Genomic DNA, 22,869 nt, shown 5'->3' on the forward strand with positions numbered 1-22,869 from the left:
GGTTTTCAATTCACAGAGTGTGGGAGCGCGGACTGAACGAATGATGACCTTTCCGTTCCGTTACGGGGAATGTCTACAGAAAGCGATACATTCCCCGTCAGTTCTATGTTTTGAAGTTAGAACATGGCGTCTATGAGCGGATTCCCGTTCCTGTCAACATCGTAGATGCGACTCATGGCGTTCTCGACCATCACCTCAATGGTTCGGCGCTTGTCCTCGTTCGCTTTCAGGATACGCAGCTTCGTCCTGCCGCTGTAGTCACCTGTCTGGTGGAAGAATCGGGGTTGACCGATGGCGTCGTTTTCCTGTTTCGCCCCATTTCCAGTCACTGGAAGATCTAGGGTCGCCTCCTCGCGCTCGATGCTGATGTGAAGCTGGCTGTACTGGAGGATTTGCGTGGAGCCGTAGGGCGTATCACCCTGCGTAGCCTCCTGCGCGAATACAATGGCATGAACGCCACCCGCGCCATCCGTCGCCCGCATCACCTTCGCGTTTTCGCGCATGATGGCGTTGCGGAGGGTGAGGGCGATCTGTCCGAGCTGATCGGCGGTGTTGCCCTGCGAGTGCGCGGGGATGTTGTTGTAGTAGTCCACGATCACCAACACGCCTTTCGTGCCGCGCGCCGCCGCTCGACGGGCGAAGGTGGCGATGAAGTTGGCGATACGGAATACATTCCAGCCGGCGATGTGCTTGTACAGCAGTTCGCCGCCGTCATATTCCTTGCCTTCGAGCTTCTTCTTCTTGGACTTCGACCAGCCAATGAACTTGCGCAGCTTTTTGGCGTGCGGGTTATCCGGGTCGCGGGGGTCGATCTGCCCGGACTCCAGCAGATCCTTCGGGTAGAGTAAGTGGCGTGCCACCGAACGCTGCATGATCTGGTGGGTCGGCGTCTCGGTGTGCAAATACAGCACATCATACCCGCCCACCCAGGCATTGTATTCCGCCCAGTAACCGCCAAACAGAGTCTTGCCGCGCCCGGTCTTGGCGGTGACAAGGGATGTGTTGCCCCACCGGAGGAACGGCACAGCACCCCGTGAGATGATCGTCCCGTCATGCGCCAGAATGTCCGTGAAGCCCCGGAACTTGAGCGACGGGCCAGCCCAGCCGCCAGCCCGCACGGTTTCATAGGTCTTGACCATGCGGCCTGAAATCAAGTCCTCAAGCGCCTCGGCGTATTCCATCTCGCTGAGGTCGTCCTCGAACTCCACAGCCTCGGTGATGTGTTGGAAGGCTTGGTTCTGGCGCTCTTGGATCGTGCCGTAGGGATTGCGGAGGATGCCGCGCGCCTCGTCGAGCGCCACGTCGAAATTCGACGCCATGATGCTCTGATACAGCCAGTACGAGAGGCCGGTCACATCGGGGAATACCGTGCGCTGCTCGATAATCGGCGTCAGCTTATGCTCGATCTCCTCAACGGGCATGTTGTACTGGACATGCAGCCCGGATTTGAGGTTCGGCACGGTCGGCGGAATGTCATTCACCGAGTGCTGGTAGATGAGCGCCATGACCTTCGCCTCAAAGTCCATATCCCACGGGAACTTTTCGACTGGAATGTGCTTCATCTCAATCGAACGATCCCAGAACTCAGGGATAATCTCGTTGCCCTGATCATCCTGCTGGGGCAGGGTGATCAGGTTGGCAATGAGCGAGTGAAAGCCGCTGCGCACCGCCTCATCGGTCGGCACTTGCTGCGGCTGGTAAAACGGGTTCTTCTGCTTCGCCATCGTTATTTCGCACCGATCACGGCTTCAGGAATGTCGTCATCATCGAACATCGTGCGCGCTGGCTCGGTGTTAACCTCGATTACCTGCGGCAGATTCTCGTGCTGCTTCTTCTCGTGCAGCGGCGTTGCCGAGCCTGCGGGCGGGGCATTGAACTCAGGCCGCGTCTTCTTCCATGCCAGCCAGCCCGGATTGCCTTTCTCGCCGCCGCGCTCAGTAGTTGCAGATGTCCCCGATGATGATCTTCAGATCCGTCTCGCCTTTCTGCTTGTACACGCTGAGACGGTGTTCCACGAACTGCGAAAAACCGTTTTCATCGGTGTACATAACTTCCGGCGAGCGATATTCGCGCTTCATACCATCGGCGACAATAACTACAGGTTTGGCGAGGCGGGCGCGCTGGTCTTTGTTGAGGCTCTTTCCGGTCACAGCCGAGAGGTGGTTAGCGAGTAGTTGTTCGTTCAACTGCGGCTTTGAACCGTTAGCGGTCGGGGGATCGACTTTTCCCCGGAATCGGCTCGTACCAGCAGTAGAAGAAGTTGGCTGGCCCCCCGACTGCGCAGCGGGAGGGGCTACAGCTTTTATGGTAGAGCTATCTGGTAGAGCTTTGGGGTTAGGAATCCCTACCAACTCGGTAGGGATTCCCGACGAACTTGGTAGGGATTCCCTACCAACCCCTTCTAAGGTCGGTCTGGTTTCCCTACCAACCCCATCCTCGCCTTCAGGGTCGGGTTCGGGCTTGGGTTCGAGCAAACCGTAGAGTTCGACGGCATATTCCGCGCCGAGTTCTGTCAGCTCGTCGATCATCGCCTCGCGCTCACCCTCCTGCATGAGAATGTATTCCATCACCTCATCACCGATCTTGACGACGCCCGTGAGTTGGAACACATACTTCTGCGGGAGGAGCCACTTCTCCTTGCCGACGCGCTTATCCTTCGGCACGTTGTAAATCGCGCCGTGGTCGGCAAGCCATTTGAGGGCAGCAGCGACGGCGGTTTTATCGTTCACCGCCAAGTCGTTGATTAGGGTTTCCACGGACGGCCAGCACCGCAGGCGAATGTTCGCGCGCCCAAGTAGGCTCATCAGCACATCAAAGCGGAGCGTGCTGCCCGCGCCTTCTTCTTTGCGGAACAAGCCGTTTCGCTTCATTATGTCCCAGTGGGGGGTCAGGATAGGCATTGGTGATTCATCCTCTCTTGAAAACGTGTATCAGTGCTGGAATGTAAGGAATTACAGGATTTATACGGACACTTCGGACGGTTGAGCTCGGTTTCTCTTGGGCAAGATCTGCCAGTACCTTAGCTCCGATACTTGCCGATACTTTCAAGATCTCGGCAAGTCCACGGTAACTTCTGGGTCGGCGAATGCTTGGCCGAAGATTGGTGCCAGTTCCCCGCAGACCAAGGACGCAAACTTCTCAAATTGTTCCTCATCCGGTAGTACGAACTCGACCTGGGTAACTGACACTTGGTCCAATCCATTCATGTTTGCCATTCCCATTGAGTACATATGTTCGATAGTTCTCGCCAGTTACAGTTCCCTAAGTAATTGACGGATCTGCTGTTTTTCGGTAAAATAAGGAACGTGATGGAGAGAAGCTCATACTGATCTCCATCCAAAATTATACCATAACTGCGTCTATTGTAAAGAAAGCGAAGAGAAAATTGAGGCAAAAGATCCTGGATAGTCTCAGCAAAAACACCGACATGTTCTTACGTGGAATTGACTCACGAGATCGGGCTAACAAAGATATCTGGAATAGATTGACCACTTACTGTCGTTGGCTTCAGAGTCAGCAACGTTCATGGTTGTATCCAGATCTGATTGCATATAAAGCCGCCCTGTATCAGCACACTTCTTTGTCACCCATGAGTCGAAAGAGCCATCTCGCAACGGTGCGGATGAGATACTATCGTCTCCTCGACTCGCCTGACTTCAAAAGCGAACTAGAGGCACGCCTTTCAGAAGTACTCCAGGAGGATGTAGCCAAACAAGTCTTGCTCGAAATCATATATTCTATTAGGACTGCGATTTTTGATGATGCTTTATACATCGAAGCCGAGCCAAAGGTTTCAGTCAATCCAAGACTCACCCAAGCACAAGCTAACGACCTAATTAGGCAACCGGGTCTCAATACCTTTGTGGGTATAAGGGATACGGCGGTTATTGCACTTATGCTCGTAACGGGCGTGCGAGCAAATGAAGTCAATAGGCTCAAAGTGAGTGATTTGAGATATATCTCGGAGGAAGGCGTATCACTATATGTTGCTTCAACAAGTGCTTCAGGCAAACCTCGCTATGTTCCATATGGCCACATGGAATGGATGCTTGCGCTCGTAGAGCACTGGCTAGAAGAGGCTCATATCACTGATGGCCCCCTCTTTCGAGCTTTTAATAAAACGACTACGAATGTCCGTCGTTCCCCTTTGTCGATTAGAAGTATTGAGCTTTTGGTAGGCAATTATCCCATTGTGGTCGATGGCAAATACACGGTAATCACGCCAATGGTGCTGCGACGTACATATGCCCGACAACTCTATGAGCGTGGAGTAACCCTAAATCGGATACAGAATTATTTGGGTGTTGGTCCAAAAGCCGTCTTTGAATACATCGGCGAGCAGCCAGACTCAGCGGCAGATACAAGGGTTCCCAGCCTCTATACTTTGGATGTCTCTACAGTAAAGGATGGTATTGAAGCAGGTACATTGGACAGATGGGAAATTGAGTATCACAAGTGGTTGAAGCTAAGCGAAACTGAGAATGGTAAGACGAGTGGTGGGGGATAGCCCAAGAATGAACCAAGTCATAACCTCCCTAGCTGCCGCTGAAGATTATGCTGCTAAAAACGGCATTCGACTGACGGCTGCCGACCGCGATGCAATTGCAAGGGCGCAGGTCGCCGAGCAGAAGCGGTTGCAGTTGATTCGCGAACAGCGCCAGACAGACACAAATCAGTGGGTTGATACGTTCAATCGTGTCTATCCTCGTTTCCTCGAAGCGCTAATTGGGGTAGGCGAGGTCATTCTGACGCTCACGCAGACGCTCATTATCGCCTTTGGTGTGCCAACCGTACTCGTTCTCCTGCTCATTGTCGAGCAGCAACGCGTCGTGCATGGCATCACGCTCTTTGAGACTGACGCTTCGCTCGCATCATTTGCTGCTACCGCGCTGGTCCTTCTGAACCTCACGCTGGAGTTCACCATCGAGTACATTGAGAACCGCGCTGGGTTCAGCGTTGAGACGAGCACGAAGTTCAGTCTGAGAACTTGGCTTCAACAGTTTGCCTACTGGCTCGGTATTGGGCGTAACTGGAACGCGCGGACTAACTCCCCGGCGCAACGCTACAAGCAACTTCTAAGGCTTGTGACGTTTTCGATTCTCGCACTGGCTCTCGCCGGTTCGATGAGAAGCGTAATCGAGCAGGCCGAAGGAACATGGTTGCAGGCTCTCGTCAATGTCGCCACCCAAAGCAGTCTGGGGCAGATGATGACTTGGTTAGGCGGTTTGCTCTTTGCTGCTGCGGCTGTGTTGGCGGCGCAGGGTCTCTCACGCTATGTCGCTGTCCGGTGTGTCGAAATCATCGCTAACATGCAGTCAAAGCAAGTGGCAGGTGCTATCAATACGGAGGATATGTTGGACTCTGTTGCTGTTCAGTACATTCTTGCTCGTGTCGCTGAGAAGCAAGCTAAATCATTTGCAAAGGAAAACAACACTCCAGAGGTAGTGTCGACCACTACCCCTTTTCAAGTGAGCAGCGAAACGAGTCCGGGCTGAAAAATGGCACGCTCCACTATTCTCAGATCGGATGGACACCCGTCAGCGAAAGCTATCCGTGCCAGTGTGGCTGTGGAGAATTTGTGACATGGCAAGGTATAGGTCGGCGCCCCAAATACATCTCTCACACCCACCGTATGCGGCATAAGCGTTCTGCGATTGCTGAATAGCCTAATTTCTTCACGTTCCAGGAGTGCTATACGAGGAGCATAGGTTTCAAATGGCTTTGCAACGAAAGACGACACTCGTTCCACGCACAGTTGCGCTGTGCTATGTCAGGCAATCGTTAACGCGTGGGGAAGATGACAAGGCAAGTCCCGATCGACAGCGTGCCAACATCCTTGAAGTATGTCAAAAGAATGGGTGGACGCCGGAATGGTTTGTCGACGCCGAAGGACATAAGTCGGGCCGGGAAGTTGCTAATCGCCCAATGTGGCTTCTTCTCGAAAAGCGGCTTCGTGATCCAGATGTAGCCGCGCTCGTCGCGAATGACCTCTCTAGAATGCACCGTAGAACTTGGCGCATTGGAGAATTGGTGGATCGGGTCGAAAAACTTGGCGTTCGACTTGTTCAGGCGGCTCCAGGGCGAGAGATCGACACTTCAACCACAATGGGCAAAATGATGCTTACGGTTATCGCTATGCAGGACGAGGCATATGCCAACGATATCGCCCAACGAGCAAAGGATAGCGTGCAGTACCGCCAGAAGCGTGGAATCAGTATCGGAATGCCTCCGTTTGGCACAAAACGCGGTGAAAACGGTTTTCTGAAACCAACTCATGACGGAGTATGGTTGCTTCCAAATGGTGAGTTCGCAGTAGGTACTGCGCAGGTCTGTCCCGTGCGAGATGCTGTATGGCGTGGCTACTATGATGCCACTCACCGTATACTGTCCCTGTACATTACCGGCAAGTACGGGATGGAGAAGCTTTCCTACGCAATTAATGAGGAGGGCTGGGCCTATCGAGCGCGCACAGGTGAACCCCGTCCTTTTACTGGTGATGACATGCGCCGAATAGTTGCTGGTTGGCCGGCCTATGGCGGTGTAGTCCGCGATAGGAGTGCAAAAGATCATCCGGGCTACCTAATTCCAGCTGATATCGATGCATTCCCATTCAAAGAGGATCGCGCCGTATTCGATGTTTCGCTTCTCAAGCGAGTTGCCCTGATGCAGCTTGAGAGGGCGATTGAACCGTCGGATGACAAAGTCAAGCGTGGTTCATATCCTTATGCTCTCAGCAATATCACATATTGTTCCCACTGTGAGCAGCGTGTACGTGAGAGTGGAGAGGAAAAGTTGCGTACTGCACTTTCTGGTCGTACTGAGAAGGATGGAACGATCCGCTATAAGCACAGATCAGGCGTTAAGTGCGGCTGTACCAACCGCACTGTCACCGCCACCATTATCGAGAATGATATTGGCCGCATCTTGAAGTTGCTCTCGGTTAGTAGCGAAATCATGCCCCATCTACTTGCTCTTGCGGGACAGTACTCAGACACAAAGCAGGGAGATGAGTCAGCACATGAGTTTGAAGCACAGAAGAAGGCTGCTCTCATGAAATGCCAGCGGAAGATACGGGCTGTAACCGAGGAATATCGCGAGGGTGAAATAGAGCGCGAAGAGTATCTTGAACGCAAAGCGAAAATCGAGCGTGATATCGTGGAATGGGAACAGCGGACGTTCCAACTAGATCAGGTCAGATTTGAACTAACGATGTGTGTTGAGTTCATTCAGAACATGCGCAACTTGTGGGACAAGGGAAACCCCGAACAGAGGAAGGATTTTGCGCGAACACTGTTCGATCACATCGTTTATGACCTTGATACCCAACGCATTGTGAGTTTCGAGCTACGCCCGTGGGCTAAGACCTTTCTCTGCCTACGTGCAGAGCTCTATGGTGAGGAAGCAAGTAGGAGAGGGGAAAACAAAACTGCCCTTGACACGCATCAAGGGCAGCGGAATGATATGCCCCATACGGAATTCGAATCCGTGTTTTGTCCTTGAGAGGGACACGTCCTAGGCCACTAGACGAATGGGACGAACAATTCTCATCGTAGCAAATCTAACCTCAAAAATCAAGCATCACTTACGCGGCGCGCTGATCAGCGTTTTGGACTGCGCCGCTTAGGAAAGCGCGATCCTAACCAAGCGCCGAGGGCAATAGCCACCAGACCCAGCCCAAGGATGAGCACCAGGTGGACTGGTGTCAGACCGCCGGGTTCATCAATGACGGGGGCCGCCTCCCGGGGAACGGTTAAGGTGGCAACGGGTGTTCCGGCAGAAGGTTCCTGCACGGTGAAAGTGATACCATCTGGCATACCCAGATCCATGTGGTTAGGGTCACCTAGGCTGGCGCACAGTTGATAACTTCCCGGACGCAAGTCAACTATGCCGGACGTTTGATAGAGCATGCCGCGCAGCTGACCGTTGAGCCAAAGATGCCAGTGCCCCGTGCCGAGCTCGACCGCGAAATTCTGAATCTCAACGGTGATGGCCACCTCAGTTCCGTAAATGATCTCGCCGTCGCGCGGCGCGACGATGCGGATGGTGGGGGCATCAGCGCCGTCGGGCATGGGGCGGTCGCTGGCCAAGAGCGCGGCACACTGCTCAATGATAGGTGGAGCAAGTGGCTGAGCGGAGAGGCGCACCACGGTGAGCCAGAGCAAGCTGCCGATAAGGATACGAATGAGGCGAAGTTTACGCATGGACTACCTTCTATATAACGTTGGATCAAGCTGCCGAGCCGACGCGAATCGGTGACAGGTAGGGAGTGCACCAACCTGATTATAGTCGCGGTGCAAGCCAAGCACTTCTAGTTAATTCGGCGTAGCTGGCCAGATGGCGGACTCTGTGGCAAGCCTACCGACGAAAAGTTAGTATCAACACGCAGCGGGTTGATTGATTTGAGATTGACGAGAGGGAACCATGACCATTCATCACTTCACGCCGACAATATACCACCGCACGATGGGTTCGCATGCGCCAGTGCTCCACATCGCACCGGGGGACTCCGTCATCACCACGACGGTTGATGCATGGGGACTCGACGCGTCGGAGCAGAAGGCCACTGAGGGTGGGAATCCAATGACTGGCCCGTTCTACATTGATGGGGCAGAAGTCGGAGATACGCTCGTCGTGTATCTTGATCATCTCGCGCCCAGCCGCGCGACTGGATGGGGACGTCCGCGCCTAGCAACAAACGTTGTCAATCCGGATGAGGTGGCGAGCTTGCCGGAGCAGAATGAGATCCTGCACTGGGTGTTGGAGCGTGAACGGGGAACGGCGTCACTGCGGGATCCCCTCGGAAAACTCGGCCATTTCACGCTGTCGCTCAACCCGATGCTGGGGTGTTTTGGTGTTGCGGCGATGGATGGGCAAGCGATTTCGACGGCGACATCGGCTGAACACGGTGGGAACATGGATTACAACGGCTTTGTCGCCGGGACGACTGTATATTTCCCGGTGTTTGCTCCCGGCGCGCTCTTTCACCTCGGTGATGGTCACGCGGCGCAGGGGGATGGGGAAGTCTGTGGTACGGGGATCGAAACCTCGTTTGAAGTGAAATTCACGGTCGATGTGCTGAAAGGCGTGCGGTCCAGGTGGCCGCGCGGGGAGAACAAGGATTACATCTTCACGGTTGGCAATGCGCGCCCGCTGGATCAGGCGATGCAGCATGCGACCACGGAAATGCTCGCATGGCTGCAGCAGCGCTATGGCTATTCGCTCGTTGAGGCGAATGTGCTAATCGGGTACGGGGTAGAGTATGACCTCGGCAATATGTTTGATCCCGCTTACACGATGGTGTGCAAGCTCCCCAAGCGATTGTTTGAAACCTGAGGGCGGTATCCGGTAGAGTGCGAAGGTAGGGGCGCACTGTCGTGCACCCCTACAGGCTGAAGAGGCGGCCGATTCCAAGAAATTGGTTGACAGCGCCGCCGAATCGGTATAAAGTGGAGACAGCTTATTTCATTGAGTGAAAAATCTTTCTGTGAGCACTTTTGTACGTGGTAACAAAGACCTCATCAAAGCGATCAACCGCAACCTGATTCTCAACACGGTTCGGCGGCATGGCGCGCTGTCGCGCACCCAGCTCACTGAGATTTCGCGACTGAGTGTCGGCGCGGTATCCCAGATCACGCAAGAGCTGATTCGGGAAGCCTGGCTGTTGGAGGGTGGGGAAGGGGACTACACCGGTGGGCGTCGGCAGACACTGCTGCGTCTCAACCCGGACGCGGGCTGCGCCATCGGCTTGAAGCTGATGGAACATCGCATCGTATGTGCCTTGACGGATCTTGAATCGAAGGTGCTGCGGTACCAAGACCTGCCGATGCCTGACGACCATGATCCGGTTACGATTGTCACGGCGTTGACCGAGGCGGTCGAGACGACAGTAAGCGCATCGGGAGTGGATCGACGGAAGCTGCTCGGCGTAGGCGTAGGCGTCGCCGGCGTGACGTACCCGCAAACGGGTGTCGTCCATTACTCGCCATATCTTGGATGGCGCGATCTGCCGCTCGCCGAACTGATGCGTGTGCGCCTGCATCTCCCGGTGTATATCGAAAATGACGTGAACACCCTCACCCTGAGCGAACAGCTTTTCGGGGCAGGGCGGCATATCGAGAATTTCGTGGTCGTGACCGTTGGGCGCGGCATTGGCATGGGGATGGTGCTCAAACACCAGCTATATCAGGGTGCGAAGGGCGGGATGGGCGAGCTGGGGCATATCACGTTTGATGCGGCTGGCCCGATGTGTTCGTGCGGAAAGCGCGGCTGTCTGGAGGCGTTCGCCGCTGATCCGGCAGTGATAGCGTATGTGCGGCACTCGCGTTCGGCGCAAGACGCGCCGCGCACACTGGAAGACGTCATCGCGTTAGCCGATGGGGGCGATGCATTGGCTCGAGCTGCCCTGAGGCGTTCTGGCGAAATTCTGGGGATTGGCATCTCGACGATTGTCAACCTGCTGTGCCCGTCGCTGATCATCGTGAGCGGGGAAGGGGTGATTGCCGGTGATTACCGGATCGCGCCAATGCTCGATGCCCTGCAGGCGCACACTTTTAACGGGTTGATGGATGACGTACAGGTGATTGTCGAGGCGACAGATGACCACGCATGGGCCCGAGGATCGGCGAGTCTTGTGATGGGAAAACTGTTCGAGTCACCGCTTATAGAAGCCGGGATCGCGGTATAGTTCTTCATTTGACTGAGTTTTTTCATTGGGTGAATTAAGTATGATGGCGTGGCAGACAGGTTGGCATAAATGGAAATGGGTGGCGTTTTTTCTCGCGCCCAGCCTGATCGGACTATCGATCTTCATTGTGCTGCCGATTCTCACTTCGTTCACGCTGGCGTTTCAGGATTGGAACCTGCTGTCCCCACCCGAATGGATTGGTCTAGCGAACTTTCAAGAGATGTTCGCCGATGACGCGTTCTGGGGTGCACTGCGGTACACGCTGCAGTTCATCGCCTTCTACATCCCGACGGTGTTTGTACTTGCGCTGGGGCTGGCCGTGCTGCTGAATCAGAAGCTGCGCGGCGTGCTGGTCGTACGCACGGCCACGTTTTTGCCAGTGGTCGCGTCGTGGGTGGTTGTGTCGCTGATCTGGAAGTGGATTTTTAACCCGCAGTATGGACTTATCAATCCGGCACTCGCAGCTTTGGGTGTGCAAGCTCCGGCGTGGTTGTTTGATCCCAGTTCGGCGCTAATCGCTATCGTGATCACGAGTGTGTGGAAAGACCTCGGCTACATTGCCGTGATGTATCTTGGCGGCCTGCAGGCAATCAATGACACGCTGTACGAGGCCGCCCGCATCGATGGGGCGAACGGTCGGCAGCAGTTCTTCCGGATCACGCTGCCTCTGCTCACGCCAACCATGTTTTTCGTGCTGATTATCCTCCTCATCAACTCGTTTCAGGTGTTCGATCAGGTGTGGCTGATGCCGATGCGCGACAGCGCGGCTGATCGACAGGTGGAAGTGCTGGTGACAGAAGTCGTCAAGAACGCGTTCAGCTATAACCGGATGGGGTATGCGTCGGCCATGTCGTGGGTGCTGTTCGCGCTGATTTTCCTGATCACGTTCGTGCAACTGCGACTGCAAAAACGGTGGGTGTACTATGAATCCGAGTAAAGCGCTGCCCATCCCAGCGGATGCGAACGTGAAGCCCAAGTCGGTTGCGCGGATTTCGCTGCGCCGCGGGCTGCTCTATGCGGTGATGGTCGGATTGGTGCTGCTGATGGTTACGCCGTTCGCGTGGATGCTGAGCACGTCGCTCAAAGCGCAGCAGTACATCCTAGAGACGCCGCCGCGCCTGTTCCCCTCACCGATCACCTTGGAGAGTTATACCGGACTCGCGGAACGGATCGACCTTGCGCGGGTGGTCTTCAACAGCGCATTTGTAGCGGCTGCGACCACCGTCGGGCAGATCATCATTTCGGCGATGGCCGCTTATGCATTCGCGCGGCTGCAATGGCGCGGGCGCAACATCGTCTTCATGCTCTACCTCGCCACCATGATGGTGCCGTCCGTGGTAATGGTGATTCCGCAGTTCATCTTGATCCGGCAGTTGGGGTGGGTGAATACCTACGCCGCGCTGATCGTGCCGAGTCTGTTCAATGCCTTTGGAACATTTCTGCTGCGCCAATCCTTCCTCGGACTGCCGAAGGATTTTGAAGAAGCGGCGTTCGTCGATGGCGCGAATCCGTTCACGATCTTCTGGCGGATTATGCTGCCACTTAATTTACCGGCAATTGCGACGCTGGTCGTATTGAGCTTCATGGGGTCGTGGAACAGCTACTTGTTCCCGCTGTTCGTGGCACGCAAAGAAGAAGTGATTACGCTGCCCGTCGCGCTGGGTGTGCTGCAAGCTGGCCCGCGCGCGCTGACGGAGTGGAATCTGGTGATGGCGGGCGCGGTGATCACCGTGCTGCCCATCCTCATCGTCTACCTGTTCGCACAGAAATGGTTCATTCAAGGGATTGTGTCGAGCGGGATTAAAGGTTAGGTGGCATTCGCAACAGCGATTGTTGCGTGTATATAGCAAAAGGGGATTTAGAAGCTATGCTGCGTAAACTGTTTTTGATCGGTCTGCTGGTGCTGGCGATCGGGATTGTCCCGGTGCTGGCGCAGGACACCACCATCCGGTATTTCACGTTCTCCGCCGCTCCGGATCATCTCGAAGATCTGGACACCATCATCGCCGCGTTTGAAGAAGCCAATCCGGGCATCACTGTGGAAGTCGAAACTGCGCCGTTCGCCGATTACTTCACGCTGCTGCAGGCTGATGTGGTCAGCGGCGATGCGCCTGACGTGTTCGAGCTGAACTACGAAAACTTCGTCACGTACGCGGCGAATGACACGCTCCTCGACCTGAGCAGCTATCTCGACGCCGAAGCCCCGTTCTACCCGCGGGCGCTGGAAGCCTTCCAGTATGAGGGCGTGCAGATGGCGCTGCCGGAAACCTTCTCGACCGTGCTGCTGTTCTTCAACAAGGATCTGTTCGATCAGGCGGGCGTCGCCTATCCGACCAATGAATGGACGTGGGAAGATGCGCGCAGCCGCGACGGCGATCCGTGGGTTGGGCGCGGACACGTGGGGCATTTATTCGGGCGTGCAGTTCTGGGAATTCTACAAGAAGGCTGCCCAGAACGGTGAATGCGAATTCTTCAATGCAGACATGACGGAATCGACGATCAATTCGCAGGCCTGCGTCGATACGCTCAACCTGATGACCAGCTTCATGGACGAAGACCTGATGCCGACTTCGGCGGAACTCTCCGGCGTGTCGGATGGGGACCTGTTCGTCAGCGGCAAGCTTGGCATGATCGTCACGGGCATCTGGATGTTCTCGGCGTTTGCCGAAGCGCCGTTCGCGTGGGATGTGGAAGTCGAACCGATGATCAACCAGCACGCGAGCCACTTCTTCGCGAATGGCGTCGGCGTAAGCGCGACGACCGATAATGCGGAAGCCGCCGCGGCGTGGGCGCAGTTCCTGACCAGCAGCGAAGTGGCCGCGAATGTGCGCGTCGCGTCGTCGTGGGAACTGCCCGCACTGGACGAACCCGCTTACTTTGCGGACTACCTCGCCGTGACGCCGCCGGAAAACCGCGAAGCCGTGTTCGCTTCACTGGAAAGTCCGGTGACTCCGCCCGTGATCGTCCGCCAGAACGAAATGCAGGATGCGGTCAATGCGCTGATCACCCGCGTGGTCGATGGCGAACTGACGGCGCAGGAAGCGTTGGATCAGGCGAAGACGGAACTCGACGCGTTGATCGCGGAATAAAGTAGAACTCGTCTGAGGGGGCAACCCCTCACCCCCGACCCCTCTCCCGCTTGCGTGGGAGAGGGGCGAAAAGCGGCTTGAGTACCTAACTGAAGCCGCCTATCAACCAAAATGCGCCAAAACATTCCCCGCAAAAGGAAAATAACTCGATGATTCAGGTCATTCACAGCCCGTTCGGGCAGGAACACCCGTATGAACAGCTTCCCGAGGAGCGCACACCGCGCCAACCGTTGGCCGGAGAGCCTTTCAGCATCGGCATGGTGACCCGACCGCCGGGTGCGGTGCGGCAGGTGCGCGTGGTGAGCACGGTGGATGGCGGCGAAGCACGAGTCGTCGAGGCGGAGCTGATCTCAAACTGGCAGCAGGAACGCGAACATGGAGTGGGCGCGGAGTTTCTGGAACGGATTGTGCGGATTGAGCAGGATGTGTGGCGCGCGCAGCTCACCGTCCCGGCACAGGGAGCGACACTGACCTACACGCTGGACGGTGATGGCGTTACGTATGACAGCTATACAATCACCGGAGAAGCGTGGCAGGCGGGCAGCGAGCAGTACAAAGATGCGAGTCTCATCACCGCTGCGGCTGGTCGCGGGCCGAAAGAGATCGAATGGCTGAGCAATGGTCAGCAAGCACGACGGGTGCGCTTGACATTCGCTGCGCGTCCCGACGAAGCATTTTATGGTTTAGGTGAGCGCTACAATGCGCTGAATCAGCGCGGCGAAGTGCTGGATGTGCGAGTGTACGAACAGTACAAGTCGCAGGGCAAACGGGCCTATATGCCAATTCCCTTTCTGCTGTCATCGGCGGGATTCGGGTTGTGGGTGGAAAGCTCGCGCTGGATGCAGTTTGACCTGTGCGCCAGCAGCAGCGATGAATGGGTACTGGAAGCGGATTTGGATGCGAATCAGCAGTTGAAGCTGCACTGGTTTGAAGAGGCTGATCCGCTGGCGATTATTCGCCAATTTACGATGAAAACGGGCAGGCCAGCGCTGCCACCGTTGTGGACGTTCGGCTTGTGGATGAGCGCCAATGAGTGGAATTCGCAGGCGCGCGTCGAGAAGGAAGTGCGCTCAACGTTTGAACATGGAATCACGCCATCGGTGCTGGTAATCGAGGCATGGAGCGACGAGACGACGTTTTACATCTGGAATGATGCGCAGTATGCGGCAAAACCGGGTGATCAGCGGTTGCATTACGCCGATTTCACTTTTCCGGCACAAGGCAAATGGCCGAACCCGAAGGCGATGACCGATGCGCTGCACGCGCAAAATATCAAGCTGATTTTGTGGCAGATCCCAGCGATGAAGAAAATTGATGGGGCGCACGCGCAGCACGATGCCGACCGCGCCTATTTTGCGGAACAGCAGTATGGCGTGCGCGAACCCGATGGCTCACTGCATGCGATTCGCCCATTCTGGTTCCGGGGTGGATGGTTGTGGGATGTGACCAATCCCGATGCAGTGGAGTGGTGGTTGGGGAAGCGGGCGTACCTGATCGAAGAATTGGGTGTGGATGGCTTCAAGACGGATGGTGGCGAACATCTGTGGAGCACAAAGGCGGTGTTCGGCGACGGTCGGACAGGTGTCGACGTATGGAACGAGTATCCGCGACTGTATACGCAGGCGTACTACGATTACGCCACGGCGCGCCGCGAAAGCGTGATGTTCAGCCGCGCTGGGTTCACCGGGTCACAGACCTCACCCGCGCATTGGGCGGGGGATGAAAATTCGACATGGGACGCCTACCGCCATTCGATTCTCGGGGGTTTATCGGCGGGGATTTCAGGCATTTCGTTCTGGGGCTGGGACATCGGCGGGTTCAGCGGCGAAATTCCGTCAGCGGAACTGTATCTGCGGTCGACGGCGATGGCGGCGTTCTGCCCGATCTTCCAATATCACGCGGAATACAATGCACAGCGCACGCCGTCAAATGACCGCACGCCGTGGAATATGCAGGCGCGGACGGGCGACGAACGGGTGATCCCGACATTCCGCTTCTTCACAAATGTGCGGCATAACCTGATGCCGTACATCTGGCGGGAGGCGCAGCACAGCGCCGAAACGGGTGAGCCGATGATGCGCGCGGCGCAGCTCAGCGAGCCGAAGGCGTCGCCGTACGCCTATTTCTTTGGGCGCGATTTGTTAGTGTATCCGGTCACTGAGCCCGACACGACACAGGTATCAATTTACCTGCCCGAAGGCGAGTGGCGGGACCTCTGGACAGGGACAGCGTACCACGGCGAGCAGACAACGATGGTTGATGTACCGCTGGATCGGATCCCGGTGTTTGCGCGCGTCGGGACGCGAATTCCGGTGCTCTTGGGAGAGAGCGGCCAGTTAGGCGAGGCCGTTCCACTGTCGGCAGACGGCAACACCGAACTCAGATTTGAGTAGATGGACACCGGGTCACCTATGACCTTGGTACTAACAAGGTCATAGGGGGCTTACTGGTATGCGGGTTGTTCAGCGGCTTGGAATACTGTGAAGCTGTACTCATCGTGTCATTATAGGATTCTGAAAATGATGCAGTTTACAGGGAATACCATGCCAGCACACGACCCGGGATGTACGGCCAGACTGCTGCGTCTGCGCGCCGAGAGTTTGCTCAAGACAGCGGCGACTCTCCTCAATGGAGAGGGACGGACACCAGTTGAAGAGCAAGACCTTGCGCTTGAACTGAGCAAAGAAGCGATTTGTCTGCTCGCACAGGTTCGAGGGCTGCAGTCGAAGCACTAGACTGAGAAGCGGCAGCTCACAACTGATCGAAAACCTGAGGCTGACTGCGAGCCGCGGAAGCGCGGCGCAACCATGCTGACCCTTCGTCACGCGACGGAGGTATGCCGCGCAGCATACGGGTGGCTGGACATTTGTCCAGGTGGATCTCCGCCAAAAGTTGAATGACAGGCTCATTCAAGTGATCTATCCTGCAAACTGTGCCTGACCACCGAAACACTCACTTCTGCATCCCTCCAATTCACTTGAACCAGCGGCACGCCATAGTAACCGAGGAGTGACTTGTTGAGTCACGAGGAGGCGATGATGCTGACGATTAAGGCAGCCACAAACCATCAAGAGGCCGTCGCAGAATTTCAGGATGCGCTGCGCCACGTGTTCTGGGACATGCTGCGGCAGCGGCTGCTGGGCAAGCCAACCCAATTGCTCGACTTTGAACAGGTGCGAGAACGGCTGCATTTGCGCGAACAACAGTCGGTGGGGCTGCGAGAAGTGCCGCTGAGTCACATCATCGGGAGCGTGGGACGAGCGACCGAATTTTCGCGGTCGTTCCTGCCGAAGCGCGAGGACATGCGCGACCGCTGGAGCAAGGTGTATGAGCTGGCGACAACAGTTGAAGGGTTAGAGCCAATTGAGGTGTACAAAATCTGCGATTCGTATTTTGTGGTAGATGGTAATCACCGCGTGTCCGTGGCTCATCGACTACAGTCACAGTCCATTGAGGCGCGCGTGATTGAGTGGACTACGCCGGTGTGCCTGAATCCTGACAGTACGCTTAGCGATCTCGATAGAGAGGCCACCGGCTGGGATGAGTGACAGGCTACTGGCCGCGTAGGCGAAACTGAACGCCAAGACCACCGGGCAGCTGTTCCGGCTCGAAGGCTGGACCGAGCAGCTCGACACACTCATCGCGCTTGAGAATCTCAATATCCATCACTGGATAAGGGCGCCACCAGAGGGCTTCATAGATGCCAGCGCCGAGATCGTTGATGCGATCCGGGACAGCCGGGAGGATCTGTTCCCAAACGGCATCTGGGGCAGATTGATGTGCGCTCGAATGTCCACTCGTGCGGTTCATAGTCGCTCGTCGATAGGGTAGTGGCATACGTCTCTCCCAAAAGGTTACAGTGAATCAAGCGTCAATGTAAGATTATAGCTCACGAAAAAATAGTGACGAATAGGAAGAATTTACCGCTGAGGCTCGGTTGGCGCGGTCTAGGCTTGTTGGTCGGTTCGATGGCAATCAGCCGCGACCATGGGGCGGGGAGAGGCAGACGCGAGTCGGCGCACGGGTAAAATTCATCAGACGGAGCCGGAGCACATGACCGTGCGCCCCGGCAGCGGAAACCGTGTATGCCTAAGACGATGGGTCACTCGCTGGTTCCGAAAGGCGACGGAACAAGCTGCTGATTTTGTTTTTGATTTCGGGAGGCATGGACGATGAGTCGATGTTGTGCGCGCGCCGCGCGTGCACGGCGATATGCTCCCAAAGTTCAGCTTCGGTATCGGTCGTGAACTCCGCCGGGCACGGTGCCATTCCCGGTAAATCTCCGCATTTGTAGGCTACAGCCATGCTTCCTCCAGTGGGATGACGATCAGAACGCCAATTAAATTACTTGTAAAGATCCTGCAAAATCATTAACTCCAATACATGTATTTATAGTATAGCGAGGTTTTTGCAAGATGTATGCGTACATACCGGAAATTCATGGATCTGTTAGCCTGCGCCAAACGGACGCAGCCAGAAGCCGAGAACCGGGCGGCCAGCGCGGACGCCCCGATGAGACGCTAGTCGAGGAAATCTGCGAGGACGGCGGTGAGCGCGTGCGGGCGATGCCACGGAATGTCGTGAATGGTATCGATCATCCAGTGCACGCGCGCGCTCGGCGCAAGGGTTTCGGCTTGGAGCGCGTAAGTCCGCATCTCCGGACTGATCGATTTGCCCGGATCAACGGCGTTGACAATGAGGAGCGGGCAGCGGGTACGCGCGTAATAGTTGGTCGGCTCGAACTCCCAGAGAGCGCGAGCGATCAGCATGTTGTTGGCGCGACTCAGATGCGCGTGGACGTTATGCGGATCGCTCAAGTCGAAGACGGTGAGGGCAAGCGGTTCTGTTTCCGGACGATAACCTGCGGCCTGCCACTTGCGGATGAACTGCTTGATATCGTCGACCGTCATGTCAACGTAGGGCGGGGGAGCGAGGCCAATTTCGCCTTCCGCCCAGGTCGGGAAGAGGTCGCGCAGGGGACGAATACCACCGTCGAGCAGGACGGCTTTGGCCGTGCGGTCAGGTCGGGTGGCGGCGTAGTAGAGCGCCGTATATGCCCCCCACGAGTGGCCGATGACGGTGAGCGGTTGGTCAACATAACCGAGGGCGTCGGCCAGCAGGTCAAGGTCACGCGCGATAGGCTCGAACTCGTAACCGTCGGACGGTTTGTCCGACTGGCCGTGGCCGCGCTGATCGTAGGCGTAAACGCTGTAGTGTGCGGCGAGCGGCTCAGCAATCAGGTCGAACATATGGCTGGTTGAGGCTAGTCCGTGGACGAGAAATAACGGAGGGCGTCCGGCGTCGCCCCATGATTGCACGTAGAAATTCAGATCTCCCACACGGATAAAACGTTCAGTATGCATTGAAATGGGCTTTCTAGGTCAAGCTGCTAGGGTCAGAGGCGTCGCGGAGACCGTCGCCGAGGAATGAGACGGTGAGAACGATCAACATGAGCGCGGCGCTGGGAAAGAAGACCTGCCAGGCATTGGCTTCGAGGAAGGGCATGGCTTCGGTGATCATTTTGCCGATGCTCGGGTCGGGGGGTTGAATGCCGAGGCCGAGCAAGCTGAGCACAGCTTCGTTGACGACGACGCTGGCGATGTCTAGGGTGCTGGCGACAACCACTAAGCTCGCCGTGTTTGGAACGAGATGACGCAAAATGATCCACTGGCGATTCGCGCCGAGCGAACGGGCGGCTGTTACGAATTCCTGCTCACGCAGTACGAGCACCTGACTGCGGACGAGGCGCGCCATGAGCGGCCAACTGACCAAACTGAGCGAACCAGCGACGAGCAGCAAGCGCCCAATACCACCGAACTGTTCGGTGACGGCGGGACCGAAGATGGCGGCGACAAGAATGGCGAGCAGGAGGCCGGGAAACGCGAACAACATGTCAGCGATACGGGTGACGATAACATCGAACAGCCCGCCGTAAAAACCAGCCAGCAGACCGAGTGTCGCACCCAGGACGATGTTGAGGGCTTCCACGTAAGCGGCCACGATCAGTGAAATGCGCAAGCCGATCATGAGGCGGGCAAGCGTATCACGCCCGAGGTTATCCGTGCCGAGCAGGTGTTCAGCACTGGGAAAGGCATTGATGGCGGCGTAGTCTGGACGTGTGGGATTCTGCGGATAGAGCACAGGCCCGAGGACAGCGATGAGTACCAGCGCGAGAAACAGGAGCGCACTCAGCAGCGTGAGACGATTCTGGAAAAGGCGGCGGAAAAAGCGCGGAGTCGGGCGGGTTTCGATGTGGACAGCGGCTGCGACCATCGGCTAACCTTCTACCTGCACGCGCGGATCGATCAAGGAATAGAGCAGGTCCGTGACGAGGTTCATGAACAAGACCGCCAGCGCGAGGATTACCGTGGAGCTCTGAATCACGGGGTAGTCGCGCTGCTGGATGGCTTGCACCGACAGGTGGCCAATGCCGGGAATGGAAAATAGGCTTTCCACAACGAAAGCGCCTGTCACGAGAAAGGCAATTGACGGGCCGATCACAGTGATGATGGGCAGGGCAGCGTTGCGGAAGGCGTGCACCCAGTTGATGCGACGCGGCAGCAACCCTTTGGCGTTGGCGGTGCGCACGTAATCCTGCTTAAGGACTTCCAGCATGGAGATGCGCGTCAACCGGGCAATATAGCCCATGCTCGCGGAGGCGAGGACGAGAGTCGGCATGACCCAGTGTTCCGGACGACCCCAACCCGCAACCGGAAGCGAAGGCAATCCGCGCAGATAGAGTTGGTAGTTGATCCAACGCAGGACGGCGATGAGCACAAAGCTGGGGATGGAGAACAGCATGAGCATGAGCGCCATGCTGGCGCGATCACCCAGTGAGTTCTGGTGAAATGCCGCCCATAGTCCGATGGGGATGCCGACAGCCAGACTTAGGAGTAGCGCCGCGCAGCCGAGCGTGATCGAGACGGAGATGCCGTCGCCGAGGATGTCGTTGACGGGGCGTCCCTGATAGCGGAAGGACAAGCCGAGATCGCCTTGCAGCAAACCCGTCAGGTAGTTGAGGTACTGTTCCTGCCACGGCAAGTCCAGCCCGTAGGCGTGGCGCAGACGGTCAGCCGCCTGCGGGTCGGTGCGTCCGCCGAGCATGGCGAGCACGGGATCACCGGGCGCGGCGTAGCCAACCGCAAACGTGATGAAAGTGATGCTCACGATCACGAAGGGCAGGGTCAACAGCCGTTTGAGGATGAGTTTGAACATAGCTGGGCGTCAGCGGTGATCGAGGCCGCTGACCGGAGACTGGAACAGTCCCGGTCAGCGACACGAGTTCGATTACGAGCCGATGGAGAGCGCAGAGAAGTCAGGAATGATCAGACCCTGACCATTGAAGACGATCCCCTGCACGCGCGGATTGACGAGAATGTTGAGGCTTGGGTTGTAGAGCGGCAGCCAACCGACTTCGCTCACCGCGATTTGTTCCGCGTGATTGTAGAGCGCGAGGCGGGCATCGACATCGCCAACCAGCACGTCCGCCTGATCAACGAGGGCGTCGAATTCGGCATTCGAATAGTGGCCGTTGTTGTTGCCAACATCGGTGCGCAACTGCTGCGAAATGAAATTCTGCGGATCGGGATAGTCGGCACCCCACACGCTGTAGTACATCTGCAGGCCGGACTCCGGCGTCTGGTAGGTGTCATTGAGGCGCGAGCTGAAGGTCGTGAGTTCCAGCGGTTCGAGCGTGACGCTGATGCCGAGGTTCTCCTGCCACATCGCCTGCAGCACGGTGACCACACGTTCGTTGTCGCCTTCCACGCCATAGGTGAGCGTGACGGGACCAATCGATTCGGGGGTGACGCCCGCTTCAGCCAATGCGGCCTGCGCCGCCGCCGGGTCGAAGCTCAGACCCTCAATCGGGAGTTCCGAGGCGGGAATGCCGAGCGGGAGAATGCGGTCGGTTGGGACGACCGTGCCTTGCAGCACGTTGTTCGCCAGCGTCGCCTTATCGATGGCGAGGGCAAAGGCGCGGCGCACGTTCACATCGTTGAAGGGCGCAATCATGTTGTTGAAGCCGATGTAGCGGACGGCAAACAGTGACGTGCTCTGGAAGTCCGGCAGCGACTGGACTTCGGCGACGTGCGTCGGGGGGATGCCATTCTGCTGGCTGCCAACGATGTCAAGTTCGCCCGTGCGATAAAGCTGGTAGGCGGTTTCGCTATCCGGGTTGAACGACAGGGTGATCGAAACGCTGGGCGCCTGCCAGTAATTCGGGTTCGGGGCGAGGACGATGTTTTGGCCGCGATTCCATTCCTGTACCTGATACGCACCGCTGGTCACCGGGGCATTCTCCCAACCGGTCGGGTCAGCTTCAGCCTGCGCCTTGGAGACGATCTTAGCCGAGCCAAAGGTCAACTGGCTGAGGAAGTAGGCCGAGGGTTGATTGATGGAGATCTGAACGGTGCGCGCGTCAACGGCGACCGCACCGGACAGCTCGGTCGCGGAACCATCAGCGACAGCGTTCGCGCCGACGATGTTCGAGAGGTAGAAGGGGCCAGTCCAACCGCCCGTGTTGGGGTCGAGGGCGTGGGTAAGCGACCAGACGACATCATCCGCGGTGATGGGCGTGCCGTCCGAGAACGCCGCGCCTTCGCGCAGAGTGAAGGTGTAGGTCAGGCCGTCATCCGACGTTGTCCAGCTTTCGGCCACATCCGGAATGACGTGCAGATCGCCATCGAGACGGACGAGGCCGCCGTAGAGCAGCCCGATCACGGTGAAACCCTGCGAGTCGCTGGCTTTGGCCGGATCCAGCGAGACGAGATCGTTGATGCCTTCGAGGGACCAGCGCAGCGTATCACTTTGCGCGGACACAGGGGCAAGGGCGGTAGACAGGACGAGAAGAACCGACATGAGGAACAGGAGCGCAGTGGATCTAGTCTTCATCTTTCTTCCTTGTATGAATGTAACGAAAAACGCGAAAGCTGATGTTTGACGAACGCGCTGCCGAGAACTGGGACGCGTCGAACACACGAACAAAAACGCCCCGATCAGTCCGGGGCGCAGCTTCAACACAGCAGAGGGATCATACGAGCAATCCGGCTACAGCCCAGACACGCGCGGAAAACTTGAACACATGAGACAACAGGA

At 56.8% G+C, this 22,869-nt stretch carries 21 protein-coding genes and 1 tRNA gene; 12 read left to right on the forward strand and 10 right to left on the reverse strand.

What is annotated here, in order from left to right; all coding sequences use genetic code 11:
• Window positions 1-116 precede the first annotated feature (116 nt).
• Both IPK17_RS23075 and IPK17_RS23080 read right to left on the reverse strand, forming a co-directional pair.
• On the reverse strand, window positions 117-1,724 hold the full coding sequence (locus tag IPK17_RS23075) for a hypothetical protein (RefSeq protein WP_343420053.1): 1,608 nt from the start codon (window positions 1,722-1,724) through the stop codon (window positions 117-119).
• 210 nt (window positions 1,725-1,934) lie between these two features.
• Entirely contained in the window at window positions 1,935-2,900 is a 966-nt protein-coding gene (locus IPK17_RS23080) for a helix-turn-helix domain-containing protein (RefSeq protein WP_343420054.1), read from the reverse strand.
• Window positions 2,901-3,529: 629 nt separating this feature from the next.
• On the opposite strand from IPK17_RS23080, the gene IPK17_RS23085 reads away from it, so the two are divergent.
• From IPK17_RS23085 to IPK17_RS40715, 3 genes are all read left to right on the forward strand, one after another.
• Entirely contained in the window at window positions 3,530-4,507 is a 978-nt protein-coding gene (locus IPK17_RS23085; protein WP_343420055.1) for a tyrosine-type recombinase/integrase, read from the forward strand.
• A gap of 7 nt (window positions 4,508-4,514) precedes the next feature.
• Window positions 4,515-5,495, forward strand: coding sequence for a hypothetical protein (locus IPK17_RS23090; RefSeq protein ID WP_343420056.1), 981 nt, complete (start codon window positions 4,515-4,517; stop codon window positions 5,493-5,495).
• A 220-nt stretch (window positions 5,496-5,715) separates the two neighbouring features.
• Window positions 5,716-7,500 (forward strand): recombinase family protein, encoded by a 1,785-nt coding sequence (locus IPK17_RS40715; protein WP_350341660.1) that lies wholly within the window; start codon window positions 5,716-5,718, stop codon window positions 7,498-7,500.
• On the opposite strand, the gene IPK17_RS23095 is transcribed toward IPK17_RS40715, so the two are convergent.
• Window positions 7,463-7,535 (reverse strand) — tRNA-Glu (locus IPK17_RS23095). The genes IPK17_RS40715 and IPK17_RS23095 overlap by 38 nt on opposite strands.
• Before the next feature lie 63 nt (window positions 7,536-7,598).
• On the reverse strand, window positions 7,599-8,201 hold the full coding sequence (locus IPK17_RS23100) for a hypothetical protein (RefSeq protein ID WP_343420057.1): 603 nt from the start codon (window positions 8,199-8,201) through the stop codon (window positions 7,599-7,601).
• A gap of 220 nt (window positions 8,202-8,421) precedes the next feature.
• Between IPK17_RS23100 and IPK17_RS23105 the strand changes: the two genes are divergently transcribed.
• The 9 genes from IPK17_RS23105 to IPK17_RS23145 all read left to right on the forward strand — a co-directional run bounded on the left by IPK17_RS23105 (window position 8,422) and on the right by IPK17_RS23145 (window position 17,321).
• On the forward strand, window positions 8,422-9,333 hold the full coding sequence (locus IPK17_RS23105) for an acetamidase/formamidase family protein (RefSeq protein ID WP_343420058.1): 912 nt from the start codon (window positions 8,422-8,424) through the stop codon (window positions 9,331-9,333).
• A 151-nt stretch (window positions 9,334-9,484) separates the two neighbouring features.
• Window positions 9,485-10,684: an ROK family protein gene (locus tag IPK17_RS23110; RefSeq protein WP_343420059.1), complete on the forward strand. Its 1,200-nt coding sequence runs from the start codon at window positions 9,485-9,487 to the stop codon at window positions 10,682-10,684.
• Window positions 10,685-10,727: 43 nt separating this feature from the next.
• Window positions 10,728-11,621: a carbohydrate ABC transporter permease gene (locus tag IPK17_RS23115; RefSeq protein ID WP_343421498.1), complete on the forward strand. Its 894-nt coding sequence runs from the start codon at window positions 10,728-10,730 to the stop codon at window positions 11,619-11,621.
• Between the two features lie 85 nt (window positions 11,622-11,706).
• Window positions 11,707-12,495: a carbohydrate ABC transporter permease gene (locus IPK17_RS23120; protein ID WP_502749402.1), complete on the forward strand. Its 789-nt coding sequence runs from the start codon at window positions 11,707-11,709 to the stop codon at window positions 12,493-12,495.
• Window positions 12,496-12,551: 56 nt separating this feature from the next.
• A complete protein-coding gene (locus IPK17_RS23125; RefSeq protein ID WP_343420061.1) occupies window positions 12,552-13,145 on the forward strand; it encodes an extracellular solute-binding protein in 594 nt (197 codons plus the stop codon).
• Window positions 13,039-13,773 (forward strand): extracellular solute-binding protein, encoded by a 735-nt coding sequence (locus IPK17_RS23130; protein ID WP_343420062.1) that lies wholly within the window; start codon window positions 13,039-13,041, stop codon window positions 13,771-13,773. The genes IPK17_RS23125 and IPK17_RS23130 overlap by 107 nt, the downstream gene beginning before the upstream one ends.
• A gap of 149 nt (window positions 13,774-13,922) precedes the next feature.
• The gene (locus IPK17_RS23135; RefSeq protein ID WP_343420063.1) at window positions 13,923-16,166 is read left to right on the forward strand and encodes a glycoside hydrolase family 31 protein; all 2,244 of its coding nucleotides are present in this window, start codon (window positions 13,923-13,925) and stop codon (window positions 16,164-16,166) included.
• A 150-nt stretch (window positions 16,167-16,316) separates the two neighbouring features.
• Entirely contained in the window at window positions 16,317-16,508 is a 192-nt protein-coding gene (locus IPK17_RS23140; protein WP_343420064.1) for a hypothetical protein, read from the forward strand.
• A gap of 300 nt (window positions 16,509-16,808) precedes the next feature.
• On the forward strand, window positions 16,809-17,321 hold the full coding sequence (locus IPK17_RS23145; RefSeq protein WP_343420065.1) for a ParB N-terminal domain-containing protein: 513 nt from the start codon (window positions 16,809-16,811) through the stop codon (window positions 17,319-17,321).
• 4 nt (window positions 17,322-17,325) lie between these two features.
• Here IPK17_RS23145 and IPK17_RS23150 read toward each other — a convergent pair whose 3' ends face one another.
• The 6 genes from IPK17_RS23150 to IPK17_RS23175 form a co-directional block, all read right to left on the reverse strand.
• Window positions 17,326-17,583 (reverse strand): hypothetical protein, encoded by a 258-nt coding sequence (locus IPK17_RS23150; protein WP_343420066.1) that lies wholly within the window; start codon window positions 17,581-17,583, stop codon window positions 17,326-17,328.
• A 279-nt stretch (window positions 17,584-17,862) separates the two neighbouring features.
• Window positions 17,863-18,078 carry a DUF1059 domain-containing protein gene (locus tag IPK17_RS23155; protein WP_343420067.1) on the reverse strand — a complete coding sequence of 72 codons (216 nt, stop codon included), beginning with the start codon at window positions 18,076-18,078 and terminating at the stop codon, window positions 17,863-17,865.
• A 215-nt stretch (window positions 18,079-18,293) separates the two neighbouring features.
• Entirely contained in the window at window positions 18,294-19,136 is an 843-nt protein-coding gene (locus IPK17_RS23160; RefSeq protein ID WP_343420068.1) for an alpha/beta fold hydrolase, read from the reverse strand.
• Between the two features lie 13 nt (window positions 19,137-19,149).
• The gene (locus tag IPK17_RS23165) at window positions 19,150-20,046 is read right to left on the reverse strand and encodes an ABC transporter permease (protein WP_343420069.1); all 897 of its coding nucleotides are present in this window, start codon (window positions 20,044-20,046) and stop codon (window positions 19,150-19,152) included.
• Window positions 20,047-20,049: 3 nt separating this feature from the next.
• Window positions 20,050-20,988 carry an ABC transporter permease gene (locus tag IPK17_RS23170; protein ID WP_343420070.1) on the reverse strand — a complete coding sequence of 313 codons (939 nt, stop codon included), beginning with the start codon at window positions 20,986-20,988 and terminating at the stop codon, window positions 20,050-20,052.
• A gap of 72 nt (window positions 20,989-21,060) precedes the next feature.
• Entirely contained in the window at window positions 21,061-22,665 is a 1,605-nt protein-coding gene (locus tag IPK17_RS23175; protein ID WP_343420071.1) for a peptide ABC transporter substrate-binding protein, read from the reverse strand.
• Between the last annotated feature and the right edge of the window lie 204 nt (window positions 22,666-22,869).

Source organism: Candidatus Flexifilum breve, assembly GCF_016713355.1.